The sequence below is a fragment of the Serratia quinivorans genome (assembly GCF_946227985.1).
Classification (GTDB): Bacteria; Pseudomonadota; Gammaproteobacteria; order Enterobacterales; family Enterobacteriaceae; genus Serratia; species Serratia quinivorans_A.
The window spans coordinates 1-23,913 of record NZ_CAMKGL010000006.1; the positions used below are offsets into that span (position 1 = coordinate 1).

Genomic DNA, 23,913 nt, shown 5'->3' on the forward strand with positions numbered 1-23,913 from the left:
TCTTCGATTATGTAGAGATGTTTTATAATGCTAAACGCCGCCACAGTGCCTGTGAGGATCAACCCCCTGCAGTTTATGAAAGTGCCTGGTTCATGAGGCACGGAACCGTCTAGGAAATCCGGGTCTATTCACATCGCATAAATCACGCTATATTCTCGCCCGCTATTTTTCGGGTTGTTACATCGCTTCAGTTGTATGATTTATCACACTACATGGATAAAATTTTGCCTTGGCAAGCCCATGCTATTGTCCACCTGCTTTTAAATCTATTTAAAATTTAGGTGAATTAACATGTGCAGAGAATATAAAAAAATAGTTTTTTCAGGGAGTAAATATGATACGGCAGGCACTTTTTTTAAAAAAATAGACTTCAATTCAGACGTTGAATGTATATCGGGAAATAACAATAAAGATAAAGTTTCAGGTAATACTCTCCTGACTAAAAACTATATTGGTCAGGACGGTGACTTAGAGAATAGTACTATTTTTTTAGTAAAAGATAGTTTTCTAACTTCGGACTATCGTGATTTTAGTCTGTCATTCTGGATTAAAACGGGTACAGCGAGTAACGGGCTCATTATATCCAATAAAGACTGGTGGAATGATTCAAATATCGGTTGGTTGATTGGTGTCAATAAGGACTATCTGGTCTGCAACTGGAAAGACGAATCCAGGTCACGCCTGGATATTGGTGCCGAACAAAACATTAAGATTGCTGATAATCAATGGCACCATATTGCTATTACACAGGATAGACGTGGAGACGCTATTTTTTATCTGGATGGCAAGGAGCAAAAACGGATCTCCATCACTGGTAATGGTCATACCAAGACTCATCTGGATTTTAATATCGGCGCCAACGGGCTGGGTAAGTATAGCCTGGAAAATGCTTTACTCGACCGCGTTCAGATATCCAACAATATTATTCCCCCTCAGCAAGTTCAACAGGAATATGAAACCTATTACCAACAACTTGTTCCAGCGTTTAAAACTCGTCATTACTCGTTCGATGGCAGTTTGAATGAAAGCACAGATAAAGACTACCTTGTGATAGCTTATGGCAAAGAGGCGTACGCTGCCAGTTTTGCAGGCAGCGCATTCTCGTTTGACGACAAAACTTTCATCGCTGTTCCCAATGCAGAATTACAAAATGATTTAGCCAGTAATGTCTGTTTTTATAAGGACGGTGTAGACACCCAGAGGCACGGGGTAACCAATGGCGTTGCCGCTGAGGATTACTCCCCTGAGCACAGCGCCTATGCCAGCAATGAGCTCGGTTTACGCAGCATGTTTGTGTCGCAGGAGCGGTTATCAGATGCCAGCCTGGGGCAGGTATTATTTACCCTCAAAACGCGCAGGCATTTGCCCTTGCACGGTCTCCAGATTAAGGATGCGATGCTTGCTACCCGGCAAGGGCGTGAGATCTTGCCGAAATTGACAGAACAAACGCTGGTGCAAGAGGATCCATCAGGTATCACGCTAAATCAGGAGAGGGTTACGCTGGAAGTCGGCAAAGTCTTTACCTTGGTTGCCAGCATTAAAGCTGTGAATGCAGAGACACTAAACTGGGAAAATACGGATGCTGAAGTTGCCGGCTTGGAAGTCAAAGAAACGTCTTGCACTGTTAAAGCACTTCATCCGGGCAGGACGACAATTACGGTCACCAGCGCTGATGGTGCCTATTCCGCCTACTGTGACGTGACGGTGGTCGCGGCTTTCAGGCTGGAAAACCAGGGGTTCACCGATAAAAGCCGTTGGCTAATTGGGGCCGCAACACCGGGCAGCACGCTTGAGGTTTCCACTGACAGTGGGGTATCGCTGAGCGGTTTGGTGGCTGATGATGGACGTTTCAAGCTTGAACTGCCGCCATTGCTGGAACATTCCCAACTTTATATTCAGGAATGCTATCCGCATGGTATCCGCGGTGTTAAATATCAATTTGAAGTACGACCAAGCTATAACCTGCTGTGGGATATTAATGCCAAGGCCAGTGCCAGCAGCATATGGTTTAAACAGCCGCAGTATACGGCTGATAAATCCATCGATGGCGATAGTCAGAGCCGCTGGGCATCTCATAATGTTCCGCTTCCGGCATGGCTTACTGTGGATTTTGGGGCTGAGATTAATTTTGATCTGCTGCAGATCAACGAGTATAAGTCTCGGGTTAGCGCTTTTACCCTTGAAGTCCTGCAAAACGGGCAATGGCGACCGGTTTATCAGGGAACGACCATCGGCCCGAACGCCAAGCTTTATTTCCCTCGCGTTAAAGCATCGCAAATTCGGCTGAATATTACCGCGGCGAGTGACTTACCCTCGATCTACGAGCTACAAATTTTTGATACTGAAAAGCCGCCGGTTCGTGAGATAGGCGATTCCGCACTGATTGAGCTGGAAGCCAGAAAAAGTTTCGATTTCTTCTGGGAGATGGCAAATAGCGATCCTGCCAGCCCAGGCTACGGTCTGGTGAGTAACTCAGTGCAACCACGAGTCTGCAACGTGGCACAGGTCGGTTTTGCCCTGTCGGCGATTACGATTGGTATTGATAACGGCTGGATCACCAGAGAACAAGGCGCTGCCCGTACTCTGGGGACGTTGAATATGCTGTTAAATAATGCTGAGCAGCATAATGGCTTCTTCTACCATTTCCTGGATAAGTTGACTGCGAAACGAATCTGGACTTCCGAACTTTCAACTATTGATAGCACGCTGGCGCTAAACGGGGTGATTGTTGCGGGGGAATACTTTGGCGGCGAAATAAAAAAAATGGCCGACCAGATTTATCATAAGGTCGAGTGGCCATGGTTCCGTGATGAGAAGACCAATCGCTTTTATATGGCCTGGTTCCCGGAAAATGGCGGCGGGTTTCATGATAGCAAATGGGCAGGTCCTGTAGAGCAAGCCAGTATGTATGTGCTGGCGGCGGGTTCCCCGACGCATCCGGTCAACGGCGATATGTTCTACAGCATCGGCCGTGGCAAGCGATCCTATCGTGGCAGTAAGCCGGTATTTGATACTTACTTTGGCTCCAGTTTTACCAATCAGTTCTCAAATGCCTGGGTCGATTTCCGTGGCAAGGTTGATAAGGTGGGTGATGACTGGTTTAACGACGCGGTACTCAATTCGCAAATCAGTCGCCAATACAGCATTGATGAACAGGATAGCTTCAAGACCTTTGGTCCTGACTCATGGGGGCTGTCGGCGACCAAGGGTCCGGATGGTGACTACCATGGAGCCTATGGTGCACCACCGGCAATTGCCGCTAGTACCGATGGCACCATGGCGCTCTCCGGCGCGGTAGGGGCAATAGTGTTTACGCCAAAAGAATCACTGGCGGCAATGCAAAACTATTACCGGAATCACCCGTATACCTGGGGTAAATATGGATTTAACAGCAGTTATAACCTGGATGTTACACCGTACTGGTATGCGTCTTCGGTTAACGGACTGGAAAAAGGGATTAGTATCGTTATGCTTGAAAACTACCGTACCGGCATCATTTGGCGGTTGTATATGAACAATGAGGCAATTAAGCGCGGTATTGCCGCCATTGGCCTGATGGAAAAAGAATAACGTCAGCGGCAGTGAAGAACCTATTGGCTTGGATTCAGTAACAGTGGGTTCAGCATGCTGAACCCACTGGCTTATTTTTAATGCGAACTGCCCTGAGAAATCCCGAGTCCGGTTTGCGAACGAACAAACTGGGCACGGAAGCGTTCACGCTCCTGCTGCCCGGCCAGTGAGCTGTCGGTGACCGAGAACAGCCAGGTGCCGACAAAGGCAACCAGCATTGAGAACAGTGCCGGATACTCATAAGGGTAAATGGCTTTTTCGTGTCCCAGGATCTGTACCCAAATTGTCGGGCCAAGGATCATCAGGATCACCGCCGTCAACAGGCCTAACCAACCTCCAATCATGGCGCCGCGAGTGGTCAGGCGTGACCAGTACATCGAAAGAATGATAATCGGGAAGTTACAACTGGCAGCGATAGAGAAGGCCAGCCCGACCATAAAGGCGATATTCTGTTTCTCAAACAAAATCCCCAACGCAATGGCCACGATGCCCAGGATCACCACGGTAATTTTGGAAACCCGCAGTTCATCGCGTTCAGTTGCCTTACCGTTTTTAATCACGCTGGCGTACAAATCGTGAGATACCGCAGAGGCTCCCGCCAGCGTCAGGCCGGCAACCACCGCCAGAATGGTGGCGAAGGCGACCGCCGAAATAAAGCCGAGGAAGAAGTTACCGCCGACGGCGTTGGCCAAATGCACCGCTGCCATATTGGTGCCGCCCAACAGCGCTCCGGTAGCGTCTTTGAACGCCGGATTAGGGCCGACTAATAAAATTGCGCCGAAGCCGATAATAAAGGTCAGTATATAGAAGTAACCGATAAAACCGGTGGCATAGAACACACTCTTGCGGGCTTCTTTGGCATCGCTGACGGTAAAGAAACGCATCAGAATATGCGGCAGGCCGGCGGTACCAAACATCAGTGCCAACCCCAGCGAAAGCGCAGAAATAGGGTCCGAAACCAGGCCGCCCGGGCTCATGATTGCTATGCCTTTCGGATGCACCTTCACGGCTTCGGCAAACAGGGTATTGAAGTCAAAATTGACCGACTTCATCACCATCAGCGCCATAAAGCTGGCACCGGCCAGTAACAATACCGCTTTGATAATCTGTACCCAGGTGGTTGCCAGCATACCGCCGAACAAGACGTACAACACCATCAGGATACCGACCAGGATCACCGCCACATGGTAGTTGAGACCGAACAACAACTGAATGAGCTTACCGGCCCCAACCATCTGTGCAATCAGATACAGCGCGACTACCACCAGTGAACCGCAGGCCGAGAGTGTACGGATAGGTTTTTGCTTCAGGCGGTAGGAAGCCACGTCGGCAAAGGTATAGCGGCCCAGGTTGCGCAGGCGTTCCGCAATCAGGAACAAAATGATCGGCCAACCAATCAGGAAGCCGATGGAGTAAATCAGTCCGTCATAACCAGAGGTATACACCAGTGCGGAAATACCCAGGAAAGAAGCGGCTGACATAAAGTCGCCGGCAATCGCCAGACCGTTCTGCAGGCCGGTAATTTTGCCGCCGGCGGTGTAGTAATCCTGGCGTGAACGAGTGCGTTTGGAAGCCCAGTAAGTAATGTACAGCGTGGCGCCGACAAACAGCACGAACATCACGATCGCCTGAATGTTCAACGGCTGGCGATGTACTTCGCCACTAATAGCATCGGCAAAAGCCAGGCCCGGCAGCATCAACAGGGCGGCGACAGACAATAAAGGCTTCATTTATTCACCTCACGCAAAATTTCTGCAGTCAGGCGATCGAACTCGCCGTTGGCACGGAAGACGTAGATCCCGGTCAACACGAAAGAGATCACGATCAGGCCGACACCTACCGGGATCCCGCGGGTAATGGTCGATCCTTCAGCGATCGGCGTGCCCAGCCACTGTGGATCGAAGGCAATCAATAAAATAAAACTGACGTACAGCGCCAGTGTAATCAGTGAAAGCAGCCAGGCGAATCGGCTACGTTTTCGCACCAGTTCTATAAAGCGCGGGTTTTCCTCAATCCCTTGATAAATGGTGTCATTCATCAGAGCATCTCCAGTAGGTATTGATAGAGTACGCCGCGCTTGATGCCGATCACCGGGTTATTTTTCCGCTGATCGGCCTTAGGCGGCGGAAATTACGACGGAACTTTCATTGATTGTTTTTCTTCCAACAGCTTGTCGACTACGGCCGGATCCGCCAGCGTTGAGGTATCACCCAAATTGCTGGTATCACCGGCGGCAATTTTGCGCAGGATGCGACGCATGATCTTGCCTGAACGCGTTTTTGGCAGAGAGTCTGTCCAGTGCAGCACGTCCGGCGTGGCGATCGGTCCTATTTCTTTACGTACCCAGTTACGTACTTCGGTATATAGCTCAGGCGTTGGTTCTTCACCGTGGTTCAGCGTGATATAGGCGTAAATCGCCTGGCCCTTGATGTTATGTGGGATACCGACCACCGCCGCTTCGGCAATTTTCGGGTGGGAGACCAGGGCCGATTCGATCTCGGCGGTCCCCAAACGGTGGCCTGACACGTTAAGTACGTCATCGACACGGCCAGTGATCCAGTAATAGCCGTCTTCGTCACGGCGTGCGCCGTCACCGCTGAAATACATCCCTTTAAAGGTCGAGAAGTAGGTTTGCTCGAAACGATCGTGGTCGCCGAACAGCGTGCGAGCCTGGCCCGGCCAGGAGTCGGTGATCACCAGGTTGCCTTCACAGGCACCCTCTTGCACAGTGCCGATATTATCGACCAGCGCCGGTTGAACACCAAAGAACGGTCGCGTAGCGGAACCGGCTTTCAACTCGGTGGCACCGGGCAGCGGAGTGATCATAAAGCCGCCGGTTTCGGTCTGCCACCAGGTGTCGACGATCGGGCATTTGCCGTTGCCGATTTTATTGTAATACCACTCCCAGGCTTCCGGGTTGATCGGCTCGCCGACCGAGCCCATGATGCGCAGCGAGTCGCGTTTGGTGCCTTCAATAGCTTTGTCACCTTCGGCCATCAGGGCACGAATGGCGGTAGGGGCGGTATACAGGATATTGACCTGGTGCTTGTCGATCACCTGTGACAGACGGTTAACGCCAGGGTAGTTAGGCACCCCTTCAAACATCAGGGTTATGGCACCACAAGCCAGCGGGCCGTACAACAGATAGCTGTGGCCTGTGACCCAACCGACGTCGGCGGTACACCAGTACACGTCGCCGTCGTGGTAATCGAATACGTATTTAAAGGTCATGGCGGCATACACCAGATAACCGCCGGTGGTGTGCAACACGCCCTTGGGTTTACCGGTCGAACCGGAGGTATAAAGGATAAACAGCGGGTCTTCCGCATTCATCTCTTCAGGTGGACAGTCGGCTGAAACACCCTGGGTCAGTTCATGCCACCACAGATCGCGGCCTTCCTGCCAGTAACCCGGTTTGCCGGTACGCTGGAACACGACGACGTTGGTGACGCTTTTCACGCCTGGATTTTTCAGCGCGTCATCGACATTTTTCTTCAGCGGAACTGCGCGCCCGGCACGCAGGCCTTCGTCGGCGGTAATAACCAGTTTGGCGTTGGAGTCGATAATGCGCCCGGCCACGGCTTCCGGCGAGAAACCGCCAAAGATTACCGAATGTACGGCCCCGATGCGGGCGCAGGCCAGCATGGCGACCGCGGCTTCCGGCACCATTGGCATATAGATAGCCACGACGTCGCCTTTCTTGACGCCCAGTTTTTTCAGCACGTTGGCGAATTGGCAGACATCATGGTGCAGTTGTTTATAAGTCACCTGTTTTGACTGGGTGGGATCGTCACCTTCCCAGATAATGGCGGTTTGGTCGCCGCGTTCGGCCAGGTGGCGATCGAGGCAGTTGGCTGCCAGGTTCAGGGTGCCGTCTTCAAACCAGCGAATGCTGATATGGCCCGGATCGAATGAGGTGTTTTTTACCCGGGTATAAGGTTTTATCCAGTCCAGGATTTTTCCCTGCTCGCCCCAGAACGCTTCTGGGTCTTGCACAGATTGTTGATAATATTGTTGATATTGCGTTGGATTGATCAGGGCGTGTTCTGCAATTGCAGAAGGAATAGCGTGTTTATGCACTTGGCTCATGGCTTTTCTCCTTGAAGTTGTTAATGATATGTCAACTGAAGGTTAAGTATAGTTTGCTCCGATTCTTTGTTTCTTTTTTGGGCGGCAGATCACGCAACGAAGATATTGATTTGTAATAGTTCTGCCTCATTTGTGTGGGGCATCTGCCTGCTTGGCGGGAGAAAACGGTTAGATAGGAAGTTTTCGTCAGAAAACGCTATCTAAAGAACTAAAAAGAATAACCAACTCGGTCATTAATGTTCTTTTTATAGATAATAGTGAAGGTAAAAAAACGCATTAAATCGTTGTTAAACTCTTTACTAATACAGTTTGGCTAGCATTGCTATAAGTAAAGTGCCTGGGAGTTATTTTAATTAAATAGAGTATTGCTGCTCCAGACGATGACTATCATTATTTTTCATTTTAAAAACCTACGCGCAACATAATAGAAACATAATCATTAGACTAAATATGCAGGATTAACGAAAGTTAACGCACTTTTATCCGGTTTAAAACGCCGGATCTTGGGCGGTTCTGTGAGATATTCCACAGAAAATTATGCTTTTAATTACAATAAATTATGCCTTTTGCGCTTGATAATCAGATTTTGCATGGGTCGTGATTTACATAAAAGCCAGCTAAAACAAGGCTTGCAGACCATGCGGTCCAAATGGTACAGATTTAGGCAGCGTTGCACTAAGGGCAGGTGGGCGCCTCCTGGTTATTAACATAAGCCTGTATTAAATGATTAAGTATTCTTTTCGGTGCGTTATTATAAATGTGCCGAAAAGAGTCTTTGAGGACTTTTTTGGTATGAAGAGTGTAAAAATCAGTCTTGCCTGGCAAATTATGATTGCATTGGCGTTGGGTATTATCGTCGGGGCGGTGCTCCATAATCAAACTGAATCCCGAGAGTGGTTAGTCAGTAATATTCTTAGCCCGGCCGGTGATATATTTATCCGCCTGATTAAGATGATTGTAGTACCGATCGTTATTTCGACGCTGGTCGTTGGCATTGCCGGAGTGGGGGATGCGAAAAAGTTAGGCCGGCTCGGGTTGAAAACCATTATTTACTTCGAAGTAATCACCACTATCGCCATCGTGGTAGGGCTGACGTTGGCTAATGTTTTTCAACCCGGCCATGGCATCGATATGTCGACGCTGACAGCGGTGGATATCTCGCAGTATGAGAAAACCACGGAGCAGGTGCAAAGTGGCTCGCACAGCCTGGTTGCCACGATTCTGTCGTTGATCCCGTCAAATATCTTCGCCTCGATGGCGAAAGGCGACATGCTGCCGATTATCTTCTTCTCGGTGCTGTTTGGCCTGGGCCTGTCGTCACTGCCGAAAGAAACCAAAGAGCCACTGCTGAAGGTGTTTAAAGCGGTTTCCGAAAGCATGTTTAAAGTCACGCATATGATCATGCGTTATGCGCCGATTGGGGTGTTTGGTCTGATTGCAGTGACGGTTGCCAACTTTGGCTTCGCCTCGTTGTTACCCCTGGCTAAACTGGTACTGCTGGTGTACTTCGCGATTGTCTTCTTTGCGTTGGTGGTGCTGGGGGCGGTCGCCCGTCTTTGTAACCTGCGTATCTGGACGCTGATCCGTATCCTGAAGGATGAATTGATCCTGGCCTTTTCCACCGCCAGTTCGGAAACGGTGTTGCCGCGTATCATTGAAAAGATGGAGGCTTATGGCGCGCCGAAAGCGATCACCAGCTTTGTGGTACCGACCGGTTACTCCTTCAATCTGGACGGTTCAACGCTGTATCAGAGCATTGCCGCGATCTTTATTGCGCAGCTGTATGGGATTGAACTGTCCCTGGGCCAGGAGATTGTACTGGTGGTGACGCTGATGCTTACCTCCAAGGGGATTGCCGGCGTGCCCGGTGTTTCCTTTGTGGTGCTGTTGGCGACGCTCGGGAGCGTGGGGATCCCGTTGGAGGGCCTGGCGTTTATTGCCGGTGTAGATCGCATTCTGGATATGGCGCGTACCGCACTGAACGTGGTGGGCAATGCGCTGGCGGTGCTGGTGGTCGCTAAATGGGAGCATCAGTTCGACAGTAAAAAGGCGTTGGCCTTCGAGAAAGAGTTCTTGTCCGGCAAGGCCAGGCAGATGACAGACTCTTAACCGCTTTTGGGCGGGATTGATTTGACGTAAAAAACCCGCCTGATGGCGGGTTTTTTATCGTCTCGGGATCAGCAGGAGGGGGCAGAACCCTGAGCCGGCAGGAAGCGCAGCGGATCCAATGCGGTGGCACGATAACGGATCTGGAAGTGCAGCATCACCTTGTCGGTACCTGTGCTGCCCATGGTGGCAATCTTCTGCCCGGCTTTCACTTCCTGAGCGTTGCGAACCAACAGGGTATTGTTGTGGGCATAGGCACTGATGTACTCATCATTGTGTTTGATCATAATCAGGTTGCCATAGCCTCGCAGTTGGTTGCCGACATACACCACCCGTCCTTTGGCTGCGGCAAATACCGGTTGCCCGCGGTTACCGGCGATATCGATGCCTTTATTGCCCCCGTCGGCAGTGGAATACTTGCTGATAATGTTGCCCTGAGTCGGCCAGCGCCAACATTTGATACTGCTGCGGATCGGCGGTGCAACGGCTGCAATCTGACTGGTTGACTGTGTTTTACGTGTCTTGCCTTTCTTCACCGTCGCGTTATTTAACGCCAGCTTTTGGCCAATCTCGAGGTTGTAGGGTTTGGGGATTTTGTTGCGCCGTGCCAACTCGCTGACTTCGCTGTTGGTGATCCAGGCAATGTAGAACAGCGTATCGCCACGTTTAACGGTATAGGTGTTGCCGTTATAGCTGCCTCTGGCCAAGCGATCATAATCACGGTCATAGCTGTTTGATTTCTTTCCGGAGCCGCACCCCAGTAATCCCAGACTGATTAGGCACACGGCAATCAGCCGCCATACAGCGAATGTGCTTCCCATACTCAAATATCGTCCTTAAACGTCGTCGCGCTCTATTGTGATCTGCCTATAGTAACATCAACGCTCAGGTGGTCAAAAACGCCCCCGTGGACTAAATTTGCCGGGCCTAGGCCAAAGGTTTTGCCGTTTGGCTCAATAATGTTCATGGATTGGGAACTGCAAATATGCAAGAAACCTTAACGCTTTCCAGCTATTTGGTACTGGCAGCCACACTATTAGTGGCTTATGTGATCTTCGGTATCGCCGGTTTTGGTTCCGCGTTAGTTGCCAGTCCGATAATGGCGCTCTATATGCCGGTGGCGAAAATCGTCCCGTTGCTGGCACTGCTGGATATGTGCGCGGCTATTGTTAATGTCAGTCGCGACGGGCGGAACGCCCAATGGCCAGAATTAAAAAGACTAGTCCCACTGATGATTATCGGCAGCCTATTGGGGGCGGTGATCCTGCTGAAGACTCGACCAGAAATTCTGTTGCTGGCGCTGGGGATTTTTGTGGTGTTTTACGCGCTCTATTCACTCAGTGGTTTAAAGCCTGCTCGGCAATTCTCACCCAGGGCGGCGGTGCCCTTTGGTTTGGTTGGGGGGATATTCAGCGCGCTATTTGGCAGCGGTGGCTTTATTTATGCCATCTATCTCAGCGGCCGGATTGAGAAAAAAGAAGCTTTCCGCATAACCCAAACCACGTTGATTGGTATGAGTACCCTGACTCGGGTGGTCATTTTTGCTCTGGCCGGTGTTTATCTGGACGTTGACTTATTACTGCTGGCACTGGTGCTGGTGCCGGGCATGCTGGTGGGGATTACGCTGGGCCGTTACTTCACGTTGAAGATGTCGCGTGAGCAATTCCTCAAGCTCATCAATGTGATCTTGTTGGCTTCCGGCGCTATGTTGATTGTGAAGTACTTTAGTTAACGATGATGGAAGGCGAACGGGTTCGATGAAGAGTCCTACCCCTGAAAGCAAAAAAACCGCCATAGACGGGTTCTTCTAAATATGGTGCCCGGACTCGGACAACCGGCGTTTACGCCGGGTTGAACAACGCTTTAGCGTTGGCCCGCAGGGTGAGGCCTTTGGCCGAATAATCGAACGGGTTCGATGAAGAGTCCTATCTCTGAAAGCAAAAAACCCGCCATAGGCGGGTTCTTCTAAATATGGTGCCGGACTCGGACAACCGGCGTTTACGCCGGGTTGAACAACGCTTTAGCGTTGGCCCGCAGGGTGAGGCCTTTGGCCGAATAATCGAACGGGTTCGATGAAGAGTCCTATCCCTGAAAGCAAAAAACCCGCCATAGGCGGGTTCTTCTAAATATGGTGCCCGGACTCGGAATCGAACCAAGGACACGGGGATTTTCAATCCCCTGCTCTACCGACTGAGCTATCCGGGCAACGCGCAGCATTAAACCGTATTGGCCGAAGGCAGTCAACGGCTTTATGAGTGAAATCAGGTAAAACGCCTCTGGTTGCTGGCTTTTCGGTCAAAGGGCACAAAAAATGCGCCGGGTTGGCCAAAAATTCTGCGGCGGCAGTGCACCGCCGCACACTGAATTAACTTAACGCGCCGTTTCTGCGGCACTGAGCCACCTGCAAGATGTCTTCCGCGAGCCGCTTGGCCACGGATACGTCCTGTAGTTGGCGTTTTATCAGCAGTTTGCTCAGGCAACCTTCCTGAATCAGCTCCATCTGTTGTGCCACCATATCGGCGTCATCGGCATCCATTTCACGCAGCAAATCGCGGGTCAGATCCAGCGACGTCAGCTTCTGTTGCTCTGCCAACTGGTGGATCGGGTGATCCACCTCCGGGAAAAAGCTGCAGGCAGCGATAAACAAACAGCCGGGATAGCGATCGTGTTTGACGTACTCTGCCAAAACGTCATAGCGCGCCAACAGTTTTTGCTGTGGGCTCAGGGTCTCGTCCAGTAGCAACTGGCGACGCCAGGTATCAATTTGCTGACCATGATAGCGCAGGCAGTCATACAGCAGCGCTTCACGATCCGGCCAGAACCGTTTCAGGTCGCCCGGCTGTACATCGAGTTTCTCCGCCAGCATTTCCAGTGTGGTGGTCGCCAGGCCCTGTTGTTCCAACAGCCCCAGTGCCGTATCAAGGACGTGTTCACGTTGCACTTGTGCTTCCTCCAAATTCGGTTCCGATCCTCAGTGTTATTTATTGCACCGCTTTCTGCAAATGCGCGTTGAACGCCGCGGCATCCATAAATCCGGTAACCCGTTGGCTGGTTAATTCTTGCCCCGTATCGTTAAAGAACAGAATAGTTGGCAATCCCAGGACTTTCAGATGCTTAAGGAGCGCGACCTGCTCGTTATTGTTGGCCGTGACATCCGCCTGCAGCAGCACAGTGTTGGCAAGCGCCGCCTGAACGCGCGCATCGCTGAAGGTATACTTCTCGAACTCCTTACAGGCGACACACCAGTCGGCGTACAGATCCAGCATCACCGGCTTCCCCTGCGCCTGCTGTAATGCCGCATTGAGCTGTTCGACATTACTGATACGTGTGAAGTTCAGGTGTTGTACCGCTGCCTGCTGTGCGCTGCTGGTGCCAAAGGCCCAGTCTTGCAGCGGTCGCGCAGCAATGACGGCCGCCGCCAGCAGCAGTAATTGCAGTACCCGCACCCAGCCGCGGGAGGTCTTCAGGCTTAGCGCGAAGGCCCAGCCGAAGAACGCCAGGCCGAGGAGGCTCCATAACCGTAGCCCCCACACATCACCGATCACTCGTTCCAGCAGGAATACCGGCAGCGCCAGGATCACAAAGCCGAAAGCCTCTTTGACATACTGCATCCATGGGCCACTGCGTGGCAACAGACGGTTACCGAACAGGGTCACCAGCACCAGCGGGATGCCCATCCCCAGCGCATACAGATACAAGGTGCCGCCGCCGGCCCACATATTGCCGCTTTGGGCAATGTACAACAGAATGGCGCTAAGCGGCGCAGTGGTGCAAGGGGAGCAAATAAGCCCGGCCAGTGCACCCATCAGGAATACGCCAGGCAGCGAGCCGCCTTGTTGGCTATTGCTCCAGCCCGCCAGCCGGGTTTGCAGCGAAGAAGGTAACTGCAGCGAATACAAACCGAACATCGACAATGCCAGTGCGATAAACAGGACCGACAGGCCGATGAGCACATACGGATGCTGCAGCGCTGCCTGGAATTGCAAGCCGGCGGCGGCAACCACCAAACCCAGCAGGGTGTAGGTCAGCGCCATGCCCTGCACGTAAACCACCGCCAGTGCCAGGATACGGCCGCTGCTGTGCGGCTTTTCACGTCCAAGAATGATGCCCGAAATCAGCGGATACATCGGCAACACGCAGGGAGTGAAAGCAATGCCAATGCCAATCAGCAGTGCCCATAGGGGAGAGAACGGCAGACTGGCTGGCACCGGTTCTTCGGGTGCGCTGACTGGCAGTGCGGTTGTGGCACTTACTGCATCCAGCGGGATCACCCGCGTTTCCGGCGGATAACAAAAACCTGCTTCGGCGCAGCCCTGATAAGTCACGCTCAGGCTGGCGCCGCTGGCGGCCTGCTGCAGTGGGATTGGCAGATTAAGCCGTTGTTTGAAAATGGAGACTTCGCCGAAGAATTCATCCTTGTGGCTCAGCCCGGCCGGTAGCTCAAAGGAGCCTAACCTTGCCTGCTGCGGCACCAGTTTGATTTGCTGGCGATAGAGGTAATAACCGGGGCGAATTTGCCAGTTCAGCGTCAGCTGGTGGTCTTGCTGCTTAAAATCGAAGGCAAACGCCTGATCGACCGGCACGAATGCGTTGCCGCCGTTAGGGGCGAACAGCGATGCCTGAGCCGCCTGTGGTAACAAAAACAGGCTGCATAGCAGGAATATCAATTTAATGAGGCGTTGATCCATAACAGGTAGTCTTTATCTCCAGTCATCACCGGCAGCACCAGCAGCTCGGGCGTCTGATACGGGTGATGTTGTTTCAGGTAGTTGAGCAAGGCATCTTGATGGCGGCGTTCGCTTTTAAACAGCATCTGCACTTCGTATTCCTGTTCCAGTTTCCCTTCCCAGTAATATAGCGATGACGCGCCGGGCAGCAGCGTGACGCAGGCCGCCAGCTTTTCTCCCAAAACCCGGGCCGCCAGGTCTTGAGCCGTGGCTTCATCGGGTGCGGTGCAGAGTATGACGACAGCTTCGCAATCAGACATCTTCAGCCCTCTCATCGAGATTATCAGTGGGCACTATACCTTGAAGGAGGGTCGGCTAGAAGGCGAGTTTATCGCCAATGGGCGGGGGAGAAACCGGGGCCGCAGCCCCGGTGAAAGCATTACAGCATTAGGCTGCCCAGCAGGAAGCCGAACAGCACCGCCAATATCACCCCGATGGTGCCGGGAATAAAGAACGGGTGGTTAAACACAAAACGTCCGATGCGCGTGGTGCCGGTGTCATCCATCTGTACCGCGGCGACCAGCGTAGGGTAGGTCGGCAGGATGAACAGGCCGGAAACGGCGGCAAAGGACGCGACGGCGGTCAATGGCGAGACGTTCAGCGCCAGCGCCATTGGCATCAGTGCCTTGGCGGTAGCGGCCTGAGAGTACAGCAGTGCCGAGCAGAAGAAGAAAATCACCGCCAACAACCACGGGTGTGATTGGATCACGTTACCCGCGGTATCTTTGATCCAGTCGATGTTGGCCTGCACAAAGGTGTCACCCAGCCAGGCCACGCCCAAGATACAGATACAGGCGCTCATGCCGGCTTTAAAGGTGCTGGAGTTGAGTACCATATCGGTATCGACTTTGCACAGCAAGGTGGTCAGGGTGGCGACGCTCAGCATGATGATCAGAATCGCGTTGGTGGTGTTCATCAAGGGTTTTGCCACCAGGCCCAGACCCGGACTGTTGATAATGGCGTAGGCCACTACGCACAGCACACCCAGCAGGAACAGCAGTACCGAGACTTTGGCGCGAGGTTTGATTTCCACAAGCTTGTTGCCGCGCAGGGTGACCAGGCCTTCTTCAAGGCGTTTCAGGTAAACCGGATCGTCAGACAGTTTGGAGTCGAATAACCAGCTTACCAGCAGCGACATCAATACCACGGCGCAGAAGGTAGAAGGCATGACCACCATCAGCAGGTGCAGGTAGCTGACACCGTGGCCTTCCATCACTGAGGACATGTAGACTACCGCAGCGGAAATTGGCGAGGCGGTAATGGCAATCTGGGCGGATACCACGGCGGTAGACAGCGGGCGGCAAGGCTTGATGCCCTGTTCTTTCGCTACTTCTGCAATCACCGGCAGTGCGGAGAGAGAAATGTTGCCGGTACCGGCGAAGATGGTCAGAAAATAGGTGACGATCGGTGCCAGAATGGTGATGTGCTTAGGGTTCTTGCGCAGCAGTTTTTCCGTTTGCTGGACCAGATAATCCATGCCGCCGGCGACCTGCATCGCTGAGATCGCGGCAATGACTGCCATGATGATGGATATCACGTCGAACGGAATGCTGCCCGGCTTCACGCCAATCAGCGCCAGGACCAACACTCCCAGCCCTCCTGCAAATCCAATTCCGATACCGCCCAGCCTGGCCCCTAAAAAAATGGCCAGCAGAACGATAACCAATTCTACGGCTAACATAGTGTCTACTCCTTAAAATAAGTTTTTTTGAAAACGAAAAGTTAAAATTTTGTGGGCGATGGAAAGTAAAAAGGCACGCTATCCAGGGGATTTAGCGTGCCTTTTTGGGCTACCGGGTGTGTCTGTTATTGTTCATTTTCATCCGTATAGCGTTTGGCTTTATAGGCCGGGTGCATCAGGTTCTCCACGGAGAAGATGTCATCCAGCTCGGCTTCGGTCAACAGACCGCGTTCCAGCACCACTTCGCGTACGCTCTTGCCGGTTTCAGCACAGATCTTCCCGACGATGTCACCATTGTGGTGGCCAATGAACGGGTTCAGATAGGTGACGATACCGATGGAATTGAACACATAGTGCTCGCACACTTCTTTGTTCGCGGTGATGCCGTTAATGCATTTTTCCAGCAGGTTATAGCAGGCGTTGGTCAGGATGTGAATGGACTCGAACATGGCCTGGCCAATCACCGGTTCCATCACGTTCAACTGCAGCTGGCCTGCTTCGGCCGCCATGGTAACGCAAGTGTCGTTGCCAATCACCTTGAAACACACCTGATTGACCACTTCCGGGATCACCGGGTTGACCTTGGCAGGCATGATGGAGGAGCCAGCCTGCAGTTCCGGCAGGTTGATTTCGTTCAGACCGGCACGTGGGCCTGAAGACAGCAGGCGCAGGTCATTACAGATTTTGGACAGTTTGACCGCCAAACGTTTCAGTGCGCTGTGCACCATGACGTAGGCACCGCAGTCGGAAGTGGCTTCGATCAAATCTTCGGCCGGCACGACCGGCAGGTTGCTGACTTCAGCCAGTTTCTGTACCGCCAACTGCGAGTAGCCTTCCGGCGTGTTCAGGGCAGTACCGATAGCGGTGGCGCCCAGGTTCACCTCCAGCAGCAGTTCGGCGGTGCGATGCAGGTTACGGGTTTCTTCTTTCAGCAACACGCTGAACGCATGGAATTCCTGGCCCAGAGTCATAGGCACTGCATCCTGCAATTGGGTACGACCCATTTTCAGGATGGTTTCGAACTCTGTGGCTTTGCGGTCAAAGCCTTCGCGCAGTTGGTTAATCGCGTCGATCAGTTTTTGGTTGGAAGCGTAAACCGCAATGCGGAAACCGGTAGGATAGGCATCGTTGGTGGACTGGCATTTGTTGAGGTGATCGTTAGGGTTCAGGTATTGGTATTCGCCTTTCTGATGACCCATCAGCTCCAGACCGATATTCGCCAGCACTTCGTTGGTGTTCATGTTCAGCGAAGTGCCTGCACCGCCCTGGAACACGTCCACCGGGAACTGGTCCATGCATTTGCCTTTATCCAGCACTTCATCACAGGCCTGGATGATGACATCGGCAATTTTGCGTGGGATGGTTTTGAGTTCTTTGTTCGCCAGCGCAGCGGCTTTTTTTACCATCACCATGCCGCGGACAAACTCGGGCACGTCGCTGATTTTACTGTTGCTGATATAAAAGTTTTCAATCGCACGCAGAGTGTGAACACCGTAATAGGCTTCTGCGGGGACTTCACGTGTTCCTAACAGGTCTTCTTCGATACGAATGTTATTTGACATGAGAACCTTCTTTGTATTGCTGCCGAATTAATTAATTGTCAGGTAACCAAATTATGTTGCCGAAGGCTTCAGGCGTGAAACGATTAACCACCGTGCCCGTTGCTGCCCAGATCATATGCTGGTTAGTAATAAATGACTGAATCCAGATCACCTTATGAGCCTTCTAAAATCACGTGTTTCCCGTTCTGTGATCTCATTCACGTTTACTAACTTTAGCAATAAAAAAGGGCCTTTGGTTGAAATGGCCGTCGGCTGACCCCATTGTATTTAGGTCGGCCGTTTACCGGCCCCTTTTTCGCGTTGTCGCCACCTTGCGGCAACGTAGATCTGCCAGAGGAGAACCAGGTGCGCTGGTTACCGTTACTGCTGATATTTTTATTGGCTTACATAGAAATATCGCTATTTATCAAAGTCGCCGCCGTCATGGGCGTGGCGATCACCCTGTTGTTGGTGGTGTTTACCTCCTGCGTCGGCATTTCGCTGGTGCGTAATCAGGGCATGAAAACTTTCATGCAGATGCAACAGAAGCTGGCCGCGGGTGAAAGCCCGGCGGCGGAAATGGTGAAGAGCGTTTCACTGGTATTGGCGGGCTTCCTGCTGCTGGTGCCGGGATTCTTTACCGACTTCCTTGGCCTGTTGTTGCTGCTGCCGCCGGTACAGAAATCGCTGACGCTGAAGCTGATGCCGCATCTTTCCGTCTACCGTCCTGGCGGTTGGGGAACGGGGGGGGATGCTGCCAGCGGCAACACCTTTGACGGTGAGTTTCAACGTAAGAGTGACGATCGTTATACCCTGGGAAGCCAGCCTGAAGATCGTGACAAACCTAACGATAGATAAAGAAACGCGGCCCAGGCCGCGTTTCTTGCATCGGTAGCTCAGTATTGCCATCAAAAGCGAAAATTTTTTTTGGCTGCCCCCTTGAAGGGGGATGGAATGCCCCCATTTCAAATCCCACGAGGCCGGTAATCATAATCCGGTGACAACCCTAAATCTGATAGAGACCTTCTTACAGGAGAGCGTTCAATGAGTATTCGTCCATTGCATGACCGCGTTATCGTCAAGCGCAAAGAAGTTGAATCAAAATCTGCTGGCGGCATCGTTCTGACTGGCTCTGCAGCGGGTAAATCTACTCGTGGTGAAGTAGTGGCAGTGGGTAAAGGCCGTGTGCTGGAAAACGGCAACGTCCAACCACTGGATGTGAAAATTGGCGATATCGTTATTTTCAACGACGGTTACGGCGTGAAAGCAGAGAAGATCGACAATGAAGAAGTGTTGATCATGTCCGAAAGCGACATTCTGGCAATTGTTGAAGCGTAATAACGCTTTATCTTCTGAACTGAACGAGTTGAAGGGAAATACCAATGGCAGCTAAAGACGTAAAATTCGGCAATGACGCTCGCGTGAAAATGCTCCGCGGCGTGAATGTTCTCGCTGATGCAGTAAAAGTGACCCTGGGCCCGAAAGGCCGTAACGTAGTGCTGGATAAATCCTTCGGTGCTCCTACCATCACTAAAGATGGCGTATCTGTTGCTCGTGAGATCGAACTGGAAGACAAGTTCGAAAACATGGGCGCGCAGATGGTGAAAGAAGTTGCCTCTAAAGCGAACGACGCTGCGGGCGACGGTACCACCACTGCAACCGTACTGGCTCAATCCATCATCACCGAAGGCCTGAAAGCAGTGGCTGCCGGCATGAACCCGATGGATCTGAAGCGCGGTATCGACAAAGCGGTTATCGCCGCTGTTGAAGAACTGAAAAAACTGTCCGTACCTTGCTCCGACTCCAAAGCCATCGCTCAGGTAGGCACCATCTCTGCAAACTCCGACGAAACCGTGGGTAAACTGATTGCAGAAGCGATGGAAAAAGTGGGCAAAGAAGGCGTTATCACCGTTGAAGAAGGCACCGGCCTGCAAGACGAGCTGGACGTTGTTGAAGGGATGCAGTTCGACCGCGGTTACCTGTCTCCGTACTTCATCAACAAGCCAGAAACCGGTTCTATCGAGCTGGAAAGCCCGTTCATCCTGCTGGCAGACAAAAAAATCTCCAACATCCGTGAAATGCTGCCAGTACTGGAAGCCGTGGCGAAAGCCGGCAAACCACTGCTGATCATTGCTGAAGATGTTGAAGGCGAAGCCCTGGCTACCCTGGTGGTTAACACCATGCGCGGCATCGTGAAAGTGGCTGCGGTTAAAGCACCTGGTTTCGGCGACCGTCGTAAAGCCATGCTGCAGGACATCGCTACCCTGACTGGCGGTACCGTTATCTCTGAAGAGATCGGCCTGGAGCTGGAAAAAACTACCCTGGAAGATCTGGGTACGGCCAAACGTATCGTTATCAACAAAGACACCACTATCATCATCGATGGTAATGGTGAAGAACCTGCGATTCAGGGCCGTGTGTCCCAGATCCGTCAGCAGATCGAAGAAGCAACTTCTGATTACGACCGTGAAAAACTGCAAGAGCGCGTAGCAAAACTGGCTGGCGGCGTTGCGGTAATCAAAGTCGGTGCTGCTACCGAAGTTGAAATGAAAGAGAAGAAAGCTCGCGTTGAAGATGCTCTGCACGCAACCCGTGCTGCAGTAGAAGAAGGCGTGGTTGCCGGTGGTGGTGTTGCACTGATTCGTGCAGCGTCCAAACTGAGCGAACTGCGTGGCGTGAACGAAGATCAGAACGTGGGTATCAAAGTTGCGCTGCGCGCAATGGAATCACCACTGCGTCAGATCGTCCTGAACTGCGGCGAAGAGCCATCTGTTGTTGCCAACACCGTGAAAGCGGGCGAAGGTAACTACGGATACAACGCAGCAACTGAAGAATACGGCGACATGATCGCGATGGGTATCCTGGATCCAACCAAAGTAACCCGTTCTGCTCTGCAGTACGCGGCTTCTGTGGCTGGCCTGATGATCACCACCGAGTGCATGGTAACCGACCTGCCAAAAGGCGACGCACCTGATTTAGGCGGCGCTGGCGGCATGGGTGGCATGGGCGGCATGGGCGGCATGATGTAATCATCCCCCACACGTTTGTGTGCCAAGAACCCCGGCCAATCGGCCGGGGTTTTTTTATGGTGTGCAGGTTCAGTCTTCTGCGAATGAGCCCATAAAACAGAATGAAAAAGAAAAGGGATCTTTGGCGTCAAGGTGGCACAAAAATGCGATGGGGCAGTCATCAAATTCGATGAATATAAGTTTTTTAAGGCATTCGTTTTTTATTAACCCGGAAAATTTCGTTACTGGGATAGGCTAATAACGAAAGCTATACTTGGCCGGACGGTGATAAACAGCTGGCGGTGGGGATTTGCGTGCTTAGCGGCACGGTATTTGATGATATTTTTGCAGACCAGACTGATTTAGCTGGTAAACTGATCGCTCATTAGCCGTCGCTCAAGACGTTGGCCAGGCACCAGTGGCAACGGATGCTTAAGAGATGGCATCGCTTTCTGATAAGCTTTTGCGGAATTCTCAATATCATATGGGGAACAAGATGCGGATTAAAGCCTTACTGGGTCTTTCGGCAGCCGTGCTGCTGGCAGGTTGCAGCAGCACCAATGAACTGTCCGCCGCAGGTCAGCAGGTTAAATTTACCGACACCAAACCGGCTGCGGAATGCCAGCTGGTGGGTGAAGTGACTGGCACCCAGAGCAACTGGTTGTCCGGTAACGGTGGTGAAGGCAGCTCCATGCGCGGCGCGGCAAACGATCTGCGTAACAAGGCAGCGGCGATGGGCGGCAATGTCATTTATGGTGCCACCAGTCCAAGTCAGAACCTGCTTTCAAGCTTTGCCCCGCTGGACAGCAAAATGGCCGGTCAGGTTTATAAGTGCCCGTAACGGCCTAATGAATAACGCGTAACATAAAAAAGAGGCATGCCCCGGCATGCCTCTTTTTGTATCTGCAATATACCGGTAATCAGTCTTGCATCAGGTGCAGATCGAGAGGGGTTTTGCTTGGCTTACCGCCGACCTCTCGGGTCAAACGTGGCACCATATAGCCGGAGATCTTGCCCAGCAGCGCCTGCATGATAGTGCGAGCTTCATCATCACTGACCATAAAGTGTGCAGCCCCCTGCACTTTATCCAGTACGTGGATGTAATAAGGCAGAATGCCCGCGTCAAATAACGCGTTGCTCAGTGTCGCCAGCGTATCGGCATCGTCATTGATACCGCGCAACAGCACGCTTTGATTCAGCAAGGTGACGCCAGCCAGACGCAGTTGCGCCATGCTGGCCTGCAGTTCGCGGTCAATCTCATTGGCATGGTTGATGTGCGTGACCATCAGTACCTGCAGGCGTGATGCCGACAGCCGCTGGCACAGCTCCGGTGTAATTCGCGCTGGGATAACCACCGGCAAGCGGGTGTGAATACGCAGACGTTTTAGATGCTCAATGGCTTCCAGTTCACCGATTAGCCAGTCCAGCTCATGGTCTTTTGCCATCAGCGGATCGCCACCCGAGAAAATAATCTCATCGAGTTCCGGGTGTTGGCGGATATAATCCAGCGCCTGACGCCAGTTGGCCTTATTGCCCTGGTTGTCCTGATACGGAAAATGGCGGCGGAAGCAGTAGCGGCAGTTGACCGCACAGCCGCCCTTAACCAGCAGCAAAGCACGATTACGGTATTTATGCAGCAGCCCCGGCACTACGCTGCGCTGTTCATCAAGCGGATCGGTGGTGAAGCCAGGCGCATTGATGAATTCTTCGCTGGCAGTCAGTACCTGGCGCAGCAGCGGGTCATTGGCATCGCCAGGCTGCATGCGGGCTACGAAAGAGCGGGGGACGCGCAGCGCAAACAACTTGCGTGCTTCACGGCCCTGCGGCAATTCCGGATGCGTATTCAGTGACAAAAGCTGCAGTAATTCATCGGGATCGGTAATAACATCGGCGAGTTGATGCAACCAATCTTCTCTATATGCCGTATTTTGGGTTATAATGTGTGCCATTTTTTTGGCTAAGCTACCAGTTTAAATATTCAGAGGGCCATCATGGCGACTTATTCTAGCAACGATTTCCGTCCGGGTCTTAAAATCATGTTCGAGGGCGAGCCTTACGCTATCGAATCCAGTGAGTTCGTTAAGCCGGGCAAGGGCCAGGCGTTTGCGCGCGTTAAAATGCGTCGCCTGCTGACCGGCAGCCGTGTAGAGAAAACCTTTAAATCTACAGACTCTTGCGAAGGTGCAGACGTTGTAGATACCAACATGAACTACCTGTACAACGACGGTGAGTTCTACCACTTCATGCACCCTGAGACTTTCGAGCAGCACGGTGTTGAAGAAAAAACCGTATCTGACGCGGCAAAATGGCTGCAAGATAACGCAGAATGTATCGTTACCCTGTGGGACGGTCGTCCTATCGCTGTTCAGCCACCGAACTTTATCGAAGCTGAAATCACTGATACCGATCCAGGCCTGAAAGGCGATACTGCCGGTACTGGCGGCAAGCCTGCGACCCTGAGCACCGGCGCCGTGGTTAAAGTGCCATTGTTCGTACAGATTGGCGAAGTTGTCCGTGTTGACACCCGCTCTGGCGAATACGTATCACGCGTAAAATAAGTTTCAATACAAAGGAGCCTCGTTGGGCTCCTTTGTTTTATCCCCGCAAATTGTTGGCAGAATCTGCATAATGAAGAAAACTCTGTTGGCCGTTATCTCCCTGTTGCTACTGATGTCCCTTAGCGGATGTAATACTTTCCGTGGATTCGGTGAAGACGTTCAGCATCTTGGCGGCGCTATCTCGCGTACGGCCAGTTAATAAGTATCAAATGCACTAATGTATTAGTGCGAAATAAGACCATTCTAAACAGCAACTCTCGCTGATATTTACTAAGCTTAGAAAGCCGTACTTTTTCATCACTGACAAATAAGGGCTTTCATATGCTGAAGAAAAGTATTATCGCGATTTTCTCTTTGATGTTCTTGGCCTCATTGACCGCATGCAATACTACTCAAGGCGTGGGCGAAGATATTCAGGCTGGTGGTAAGGCCATTCAGCGTAGCGCGCAATAACCCATCTTGCTGATTTCTGCGGTATTCTGCGAATGGCCGCAAAAGGGCATCGCCGCGGGATACCGCTTTCTCTGCTGAGCCTTTCTCTGCAGGCACCTTTATGCTGTTATCCTCCCAGGCTGCAGGTATAATCTTCGGGATATCACAACGCTGAACGGGACGACCTGTTTACGCATCTGT

20 protein-coding genes and 1 tRNA gene are annotated in these 23,913 nt (G+C 52.0%); 10 read left to right on the forward strand and 11 right to left on the reverse strand.

Features of this window, described 5'->3' with window-relative positions; translation table 11 throughout:
• Positions 1-291: 291 nt before the first annotated feature.
• Positions 292-3,570: a glucoamylase family protein gene (locus tag OCH02_RS15805; RefSeq protein ID WP_261432035.1), complete on the forward strand. Its 3,279-nt coding sequence runs from the start codon at positions 292-294 to the stop codon at positions 3,568-3,570.
• A 77-nt stretch (positions 3,571-3,647) separates the two neighbouring features.
• Here the strand turns inward: OCH02_RS15805 and actP are convergent, their stop codons facing one another.
• The 3 genes from actP to acs form a co-directional block, all read right to left on the reverse strand.
• Positions 3,648-5,300, reverse strand: coding sequence for a cation/acetate symporter ActP (actP, locus tag OCH02_RS15810; RefSeq protein WP_153858318.1), 1,653 nt, complete (start codon positions 5,298-5,300; stop codon positions 3,648-3,650).
• Positions 5,297-5,608, reverse strand: coding sequence for a DUF485 domain-containing protein (locus OCH02_RS15815; protein WP_261432036.1), 312 nt, complete (start codon positions 5,606-5,608; stop codon positions 5,297-5,299). The genes actP and OCH02_RS15815 overlap by 4 nt, the downstream gene beginning before the upstream one ends.
• Positions 5,609-5,700: 92 nt before the next feature.
• The gene (gene acs, locus OCH02_RS15820; RefSeq protein WP_261432037.1) at positions 5,701-7,659 is read right to left on the reverse strand and encodes an acetate--CoA ligase; all 1,959 of its coding nucleotides are present in this window, start codon (positions 7,657-7,659) and stop codon (positions 5,701-5,703) included.
• A 792-nt stretch (positions 7,660-8,451) separates the two neighbouring features.
• Between acs and gltP the strand changes: the two genes are divergently transcribed.
• Positions 8,452-9,768 carry a glutamate/aspartate:proton symporter GltP gene (gltP, locus tag OCH02_RS15825; RefSeq protein ID WP_261432039.1) on the forward strand — a complete coding sequence of 439 codons (1,317 nt, stop codon included), beginning with the start codon at positions 8,452-8,454 and terminating at the stop codon, positions 9,766-9,768.
• A gap of 68 nt (positions 9,769-9,836) precedes the next feature.
• Here gltP and actS read toward each other — a convergent pair whose 3' ends face one another.
• A complete protein-coding gene (gene actS, locus OCH02_RS15830; protein WP_261432040.1) occupies positions 9,837-10,586 on the reverse strand; it encodes an amidase activator ActS in 750 nt (249 codons plus the stop codon).
• A 164-nt stretch (positions 10,587-10,750) separates the two neighbouring features.
• Here actS and OCH02_RS15835 point away from each other — a divergent pair, with 164 nt between their 5' ends.
• Positions 10,751-11,497 carry a sulfite exporter TauE/SafE family protein gene (locus tag OCH02_RS15835; RefSeq protein ID WP_261432041.1) on the forward strand — a complete coding sequence of 249 codons (747 nt, stop codon included), beginning with the start codon at positions 10,751-10,753 and terminating at the stop codon, positions 11,495-11,497.
• 397 nt (positions 11,498-11,894) lie between these two features.
• Here OCH02_RS15835 and OCH02_RS15840 read toward each other — a convergent pair.
• The 6 genes from OCH02_RS15840 to aspA all read right to left on the reverse strand — a co-directional run bounded on the left by OCH02_RS15840 (position 11,895) and on the right by aspA (position 17,735).
• Positions 11,895-11,970, reverse strand: a tRNA-Phe gene (locus OCH02_RS15840).
• Positions 11,971-12,130: 160 nt separating this feature from the next.
• On the reverse strand, positions 12,131-12,706 hold the full coding sequence (locus OCH02_RS15845) for a transcriptional regulator (RefSeq protein WP_261432042.1): 576 nt from the start codon (positions 12,704-12,706) through the stop codon (positions 12,131-12,133).
• A 40-nt stretch (positions 12,707-12,746) separates the two neighbouring features.
• The gene (locus OCH02_RS15850) at positions 12,747-14,453 is read right to left on the reverse strand and encodes a protein-disulfide reductase DsbD (RefSeq protein WP_261432043.1); all 1,707 of its coding nucleotides are present in this window, start codon (positions 14,451-14,453) and stop codon (positions 12,747-12,749) included.
• Complete coding sequence (cutA, locus tag OCH02_RS15855) at positions 14,429-14,752, reverse strand: divalent cation tolerance protein CutA (protein WP_261432044.1); 324 nt, start codon at positions 14,750-14,752, stop codon at positions 14,429-14,431. Before cutA ends, OCH02_RS15850 begins: the two co-directional genes overlap by 25 nt.
• Before the next feature lie 119 nt (positions 14,753-14,871).
• Positions 14,872-16,173 carry an anaerobic C4-dicarboxylate transporter gene (locus OCH02_RS15860; protein WP_261432045.1) on the reverse strand — a complete coding sequence of 434 codons (1,302 nt, stop codon included), beginning with the start codon at positions 16,171-16,173 and terminating at the stop codon, positions 14,872-14,874.
• Positions 16,174-16,298: 125 nt separating this feature from the next.
• On the reverse strand, positions 16,299-17,735 hold the full coding sequence (gene aspA, locus OCH02_RS15865) for an aspartate ammonia-lyase (RefSeq protein WP_261092176.1): 1,437 nt from the start codon (positions 17,733-17,735) through the stop codon (positions 16,299-16,301).
• A gap of 345 nt (positions 17,736-18,080) precedes the next feature.
• Here aspA and OCH02_RS15870 point away from each other — a divergent pair, with 345 nt between their 5' ends.
• The 4 genes from OCH02_RS15870 (at position 18,081) to OCH02_RS15885 (ending at position 21,563) form a co-directional block, all read left to right on the forward strand.
• Positions 18,081-18,572, forward strand: coding sequence for an FxsA family protein (locus OCH02_RS15870; RefSeq protein WP_261432046.1), 492 nt, complete (start codon positions 18,081-18,083; stop codon positions 18,570-18,572).
• A gap of 186 nt (positions 18,573-18,758) precedes the next feature.
• A complete protein-coding gene (locus tag OCH02_RS15875; protein WP_135314811.1) occupies positions 18,759-19,052 on the forward strand; it encodes a co-chaperone GroES in 294 nt (97 codons plus the stop codon).
• Positions 19,053-19,096: 44 nt separating this feature from the next.
• Entirely contained in the window at positions 19,097-20,743 is a 1,647-nt protein-coding gene (gene groL, locus OCH02_RS15880) for a chaperonin GroEL (protein ID WP_012004873.1), read from the forward strand.
• 475 nt (positions 20,744-21,218) lie between these two features.
• Positions 21,219-21,563 carry a DUF4156 domain-containing protein gene (locus OCH02_RS15885; RefSeq protein ID WP_012004874.1) on the forward strand — a complete coding sequence of 115 codons (345 nt, stop codon included), beginning with the start codon at positions 21,219-21,221 and terminating at the stop codon, positions 21,561-21,563.
• Between the two features lie 79 nt (positions 21,564-21,642).
• On the opposite strand, the gene epmB is transcribed toward OCH02_RS15885, so the two are convergent.
• On the reverse strand, positions 21,643-22,671 hold the full coding sequence (epmB, locus tag OCH02_RS15890; protein WP_261432047.1) for an EF-P beta-lysylation protein EpmB: 1,029 nt from the start codon (positions 22,669-22,671) through the stop codon (positions 21,643-21,645).
• A gap of 42 nt (positions 22,672-22,713) precedes the next feature.
• Between epmB and efp the strand changes: the two genes are divergently transcribed.
• The 3 genes from efp (at position 22,714) to OCH02_RS15905 (ending at position 23,733) form a co-directional block, all read left to right on the forward strand.
• Positions 22,714-23,280 carry an elongation factor P gene (efp, locus tag OCH02_RS15895; protein WP_004952647.1) on the forward strand — a complete coding sequence of 189 codons (567 nt, stop codon included), beginning with the start codon at positions 22,714-22,716 and terminating at the stop codon, positions 23,278-23,280.
• 70 nt (positions 23,281-23,350) lie between these two features.
• Positions 23,351-23,479, forward strand: coding sequence for an entericidin A/B family lipoprotein (locus OCH02_RS15900; RefSeq protein ID WP_012004876.1), 129 nt, complete (start codon positions 23,351-23,353; stop codon positions 23,477-23,479).
• Between the two features lie 122 nt (positions 23,480-23,601).
• Positions 23,602-23,733, forward strand: a complete 132-nt coding sequence (locus tag OCH02_RS15905) for an entericidin A/B family lipoprotein (protein ID WP_135314814.1) — start codon at positions 23,602-23,604, stop codon at positions 23,731-23,733.
• Positions 23,734-23,913 lie beyond the last annotated feature (180 nt).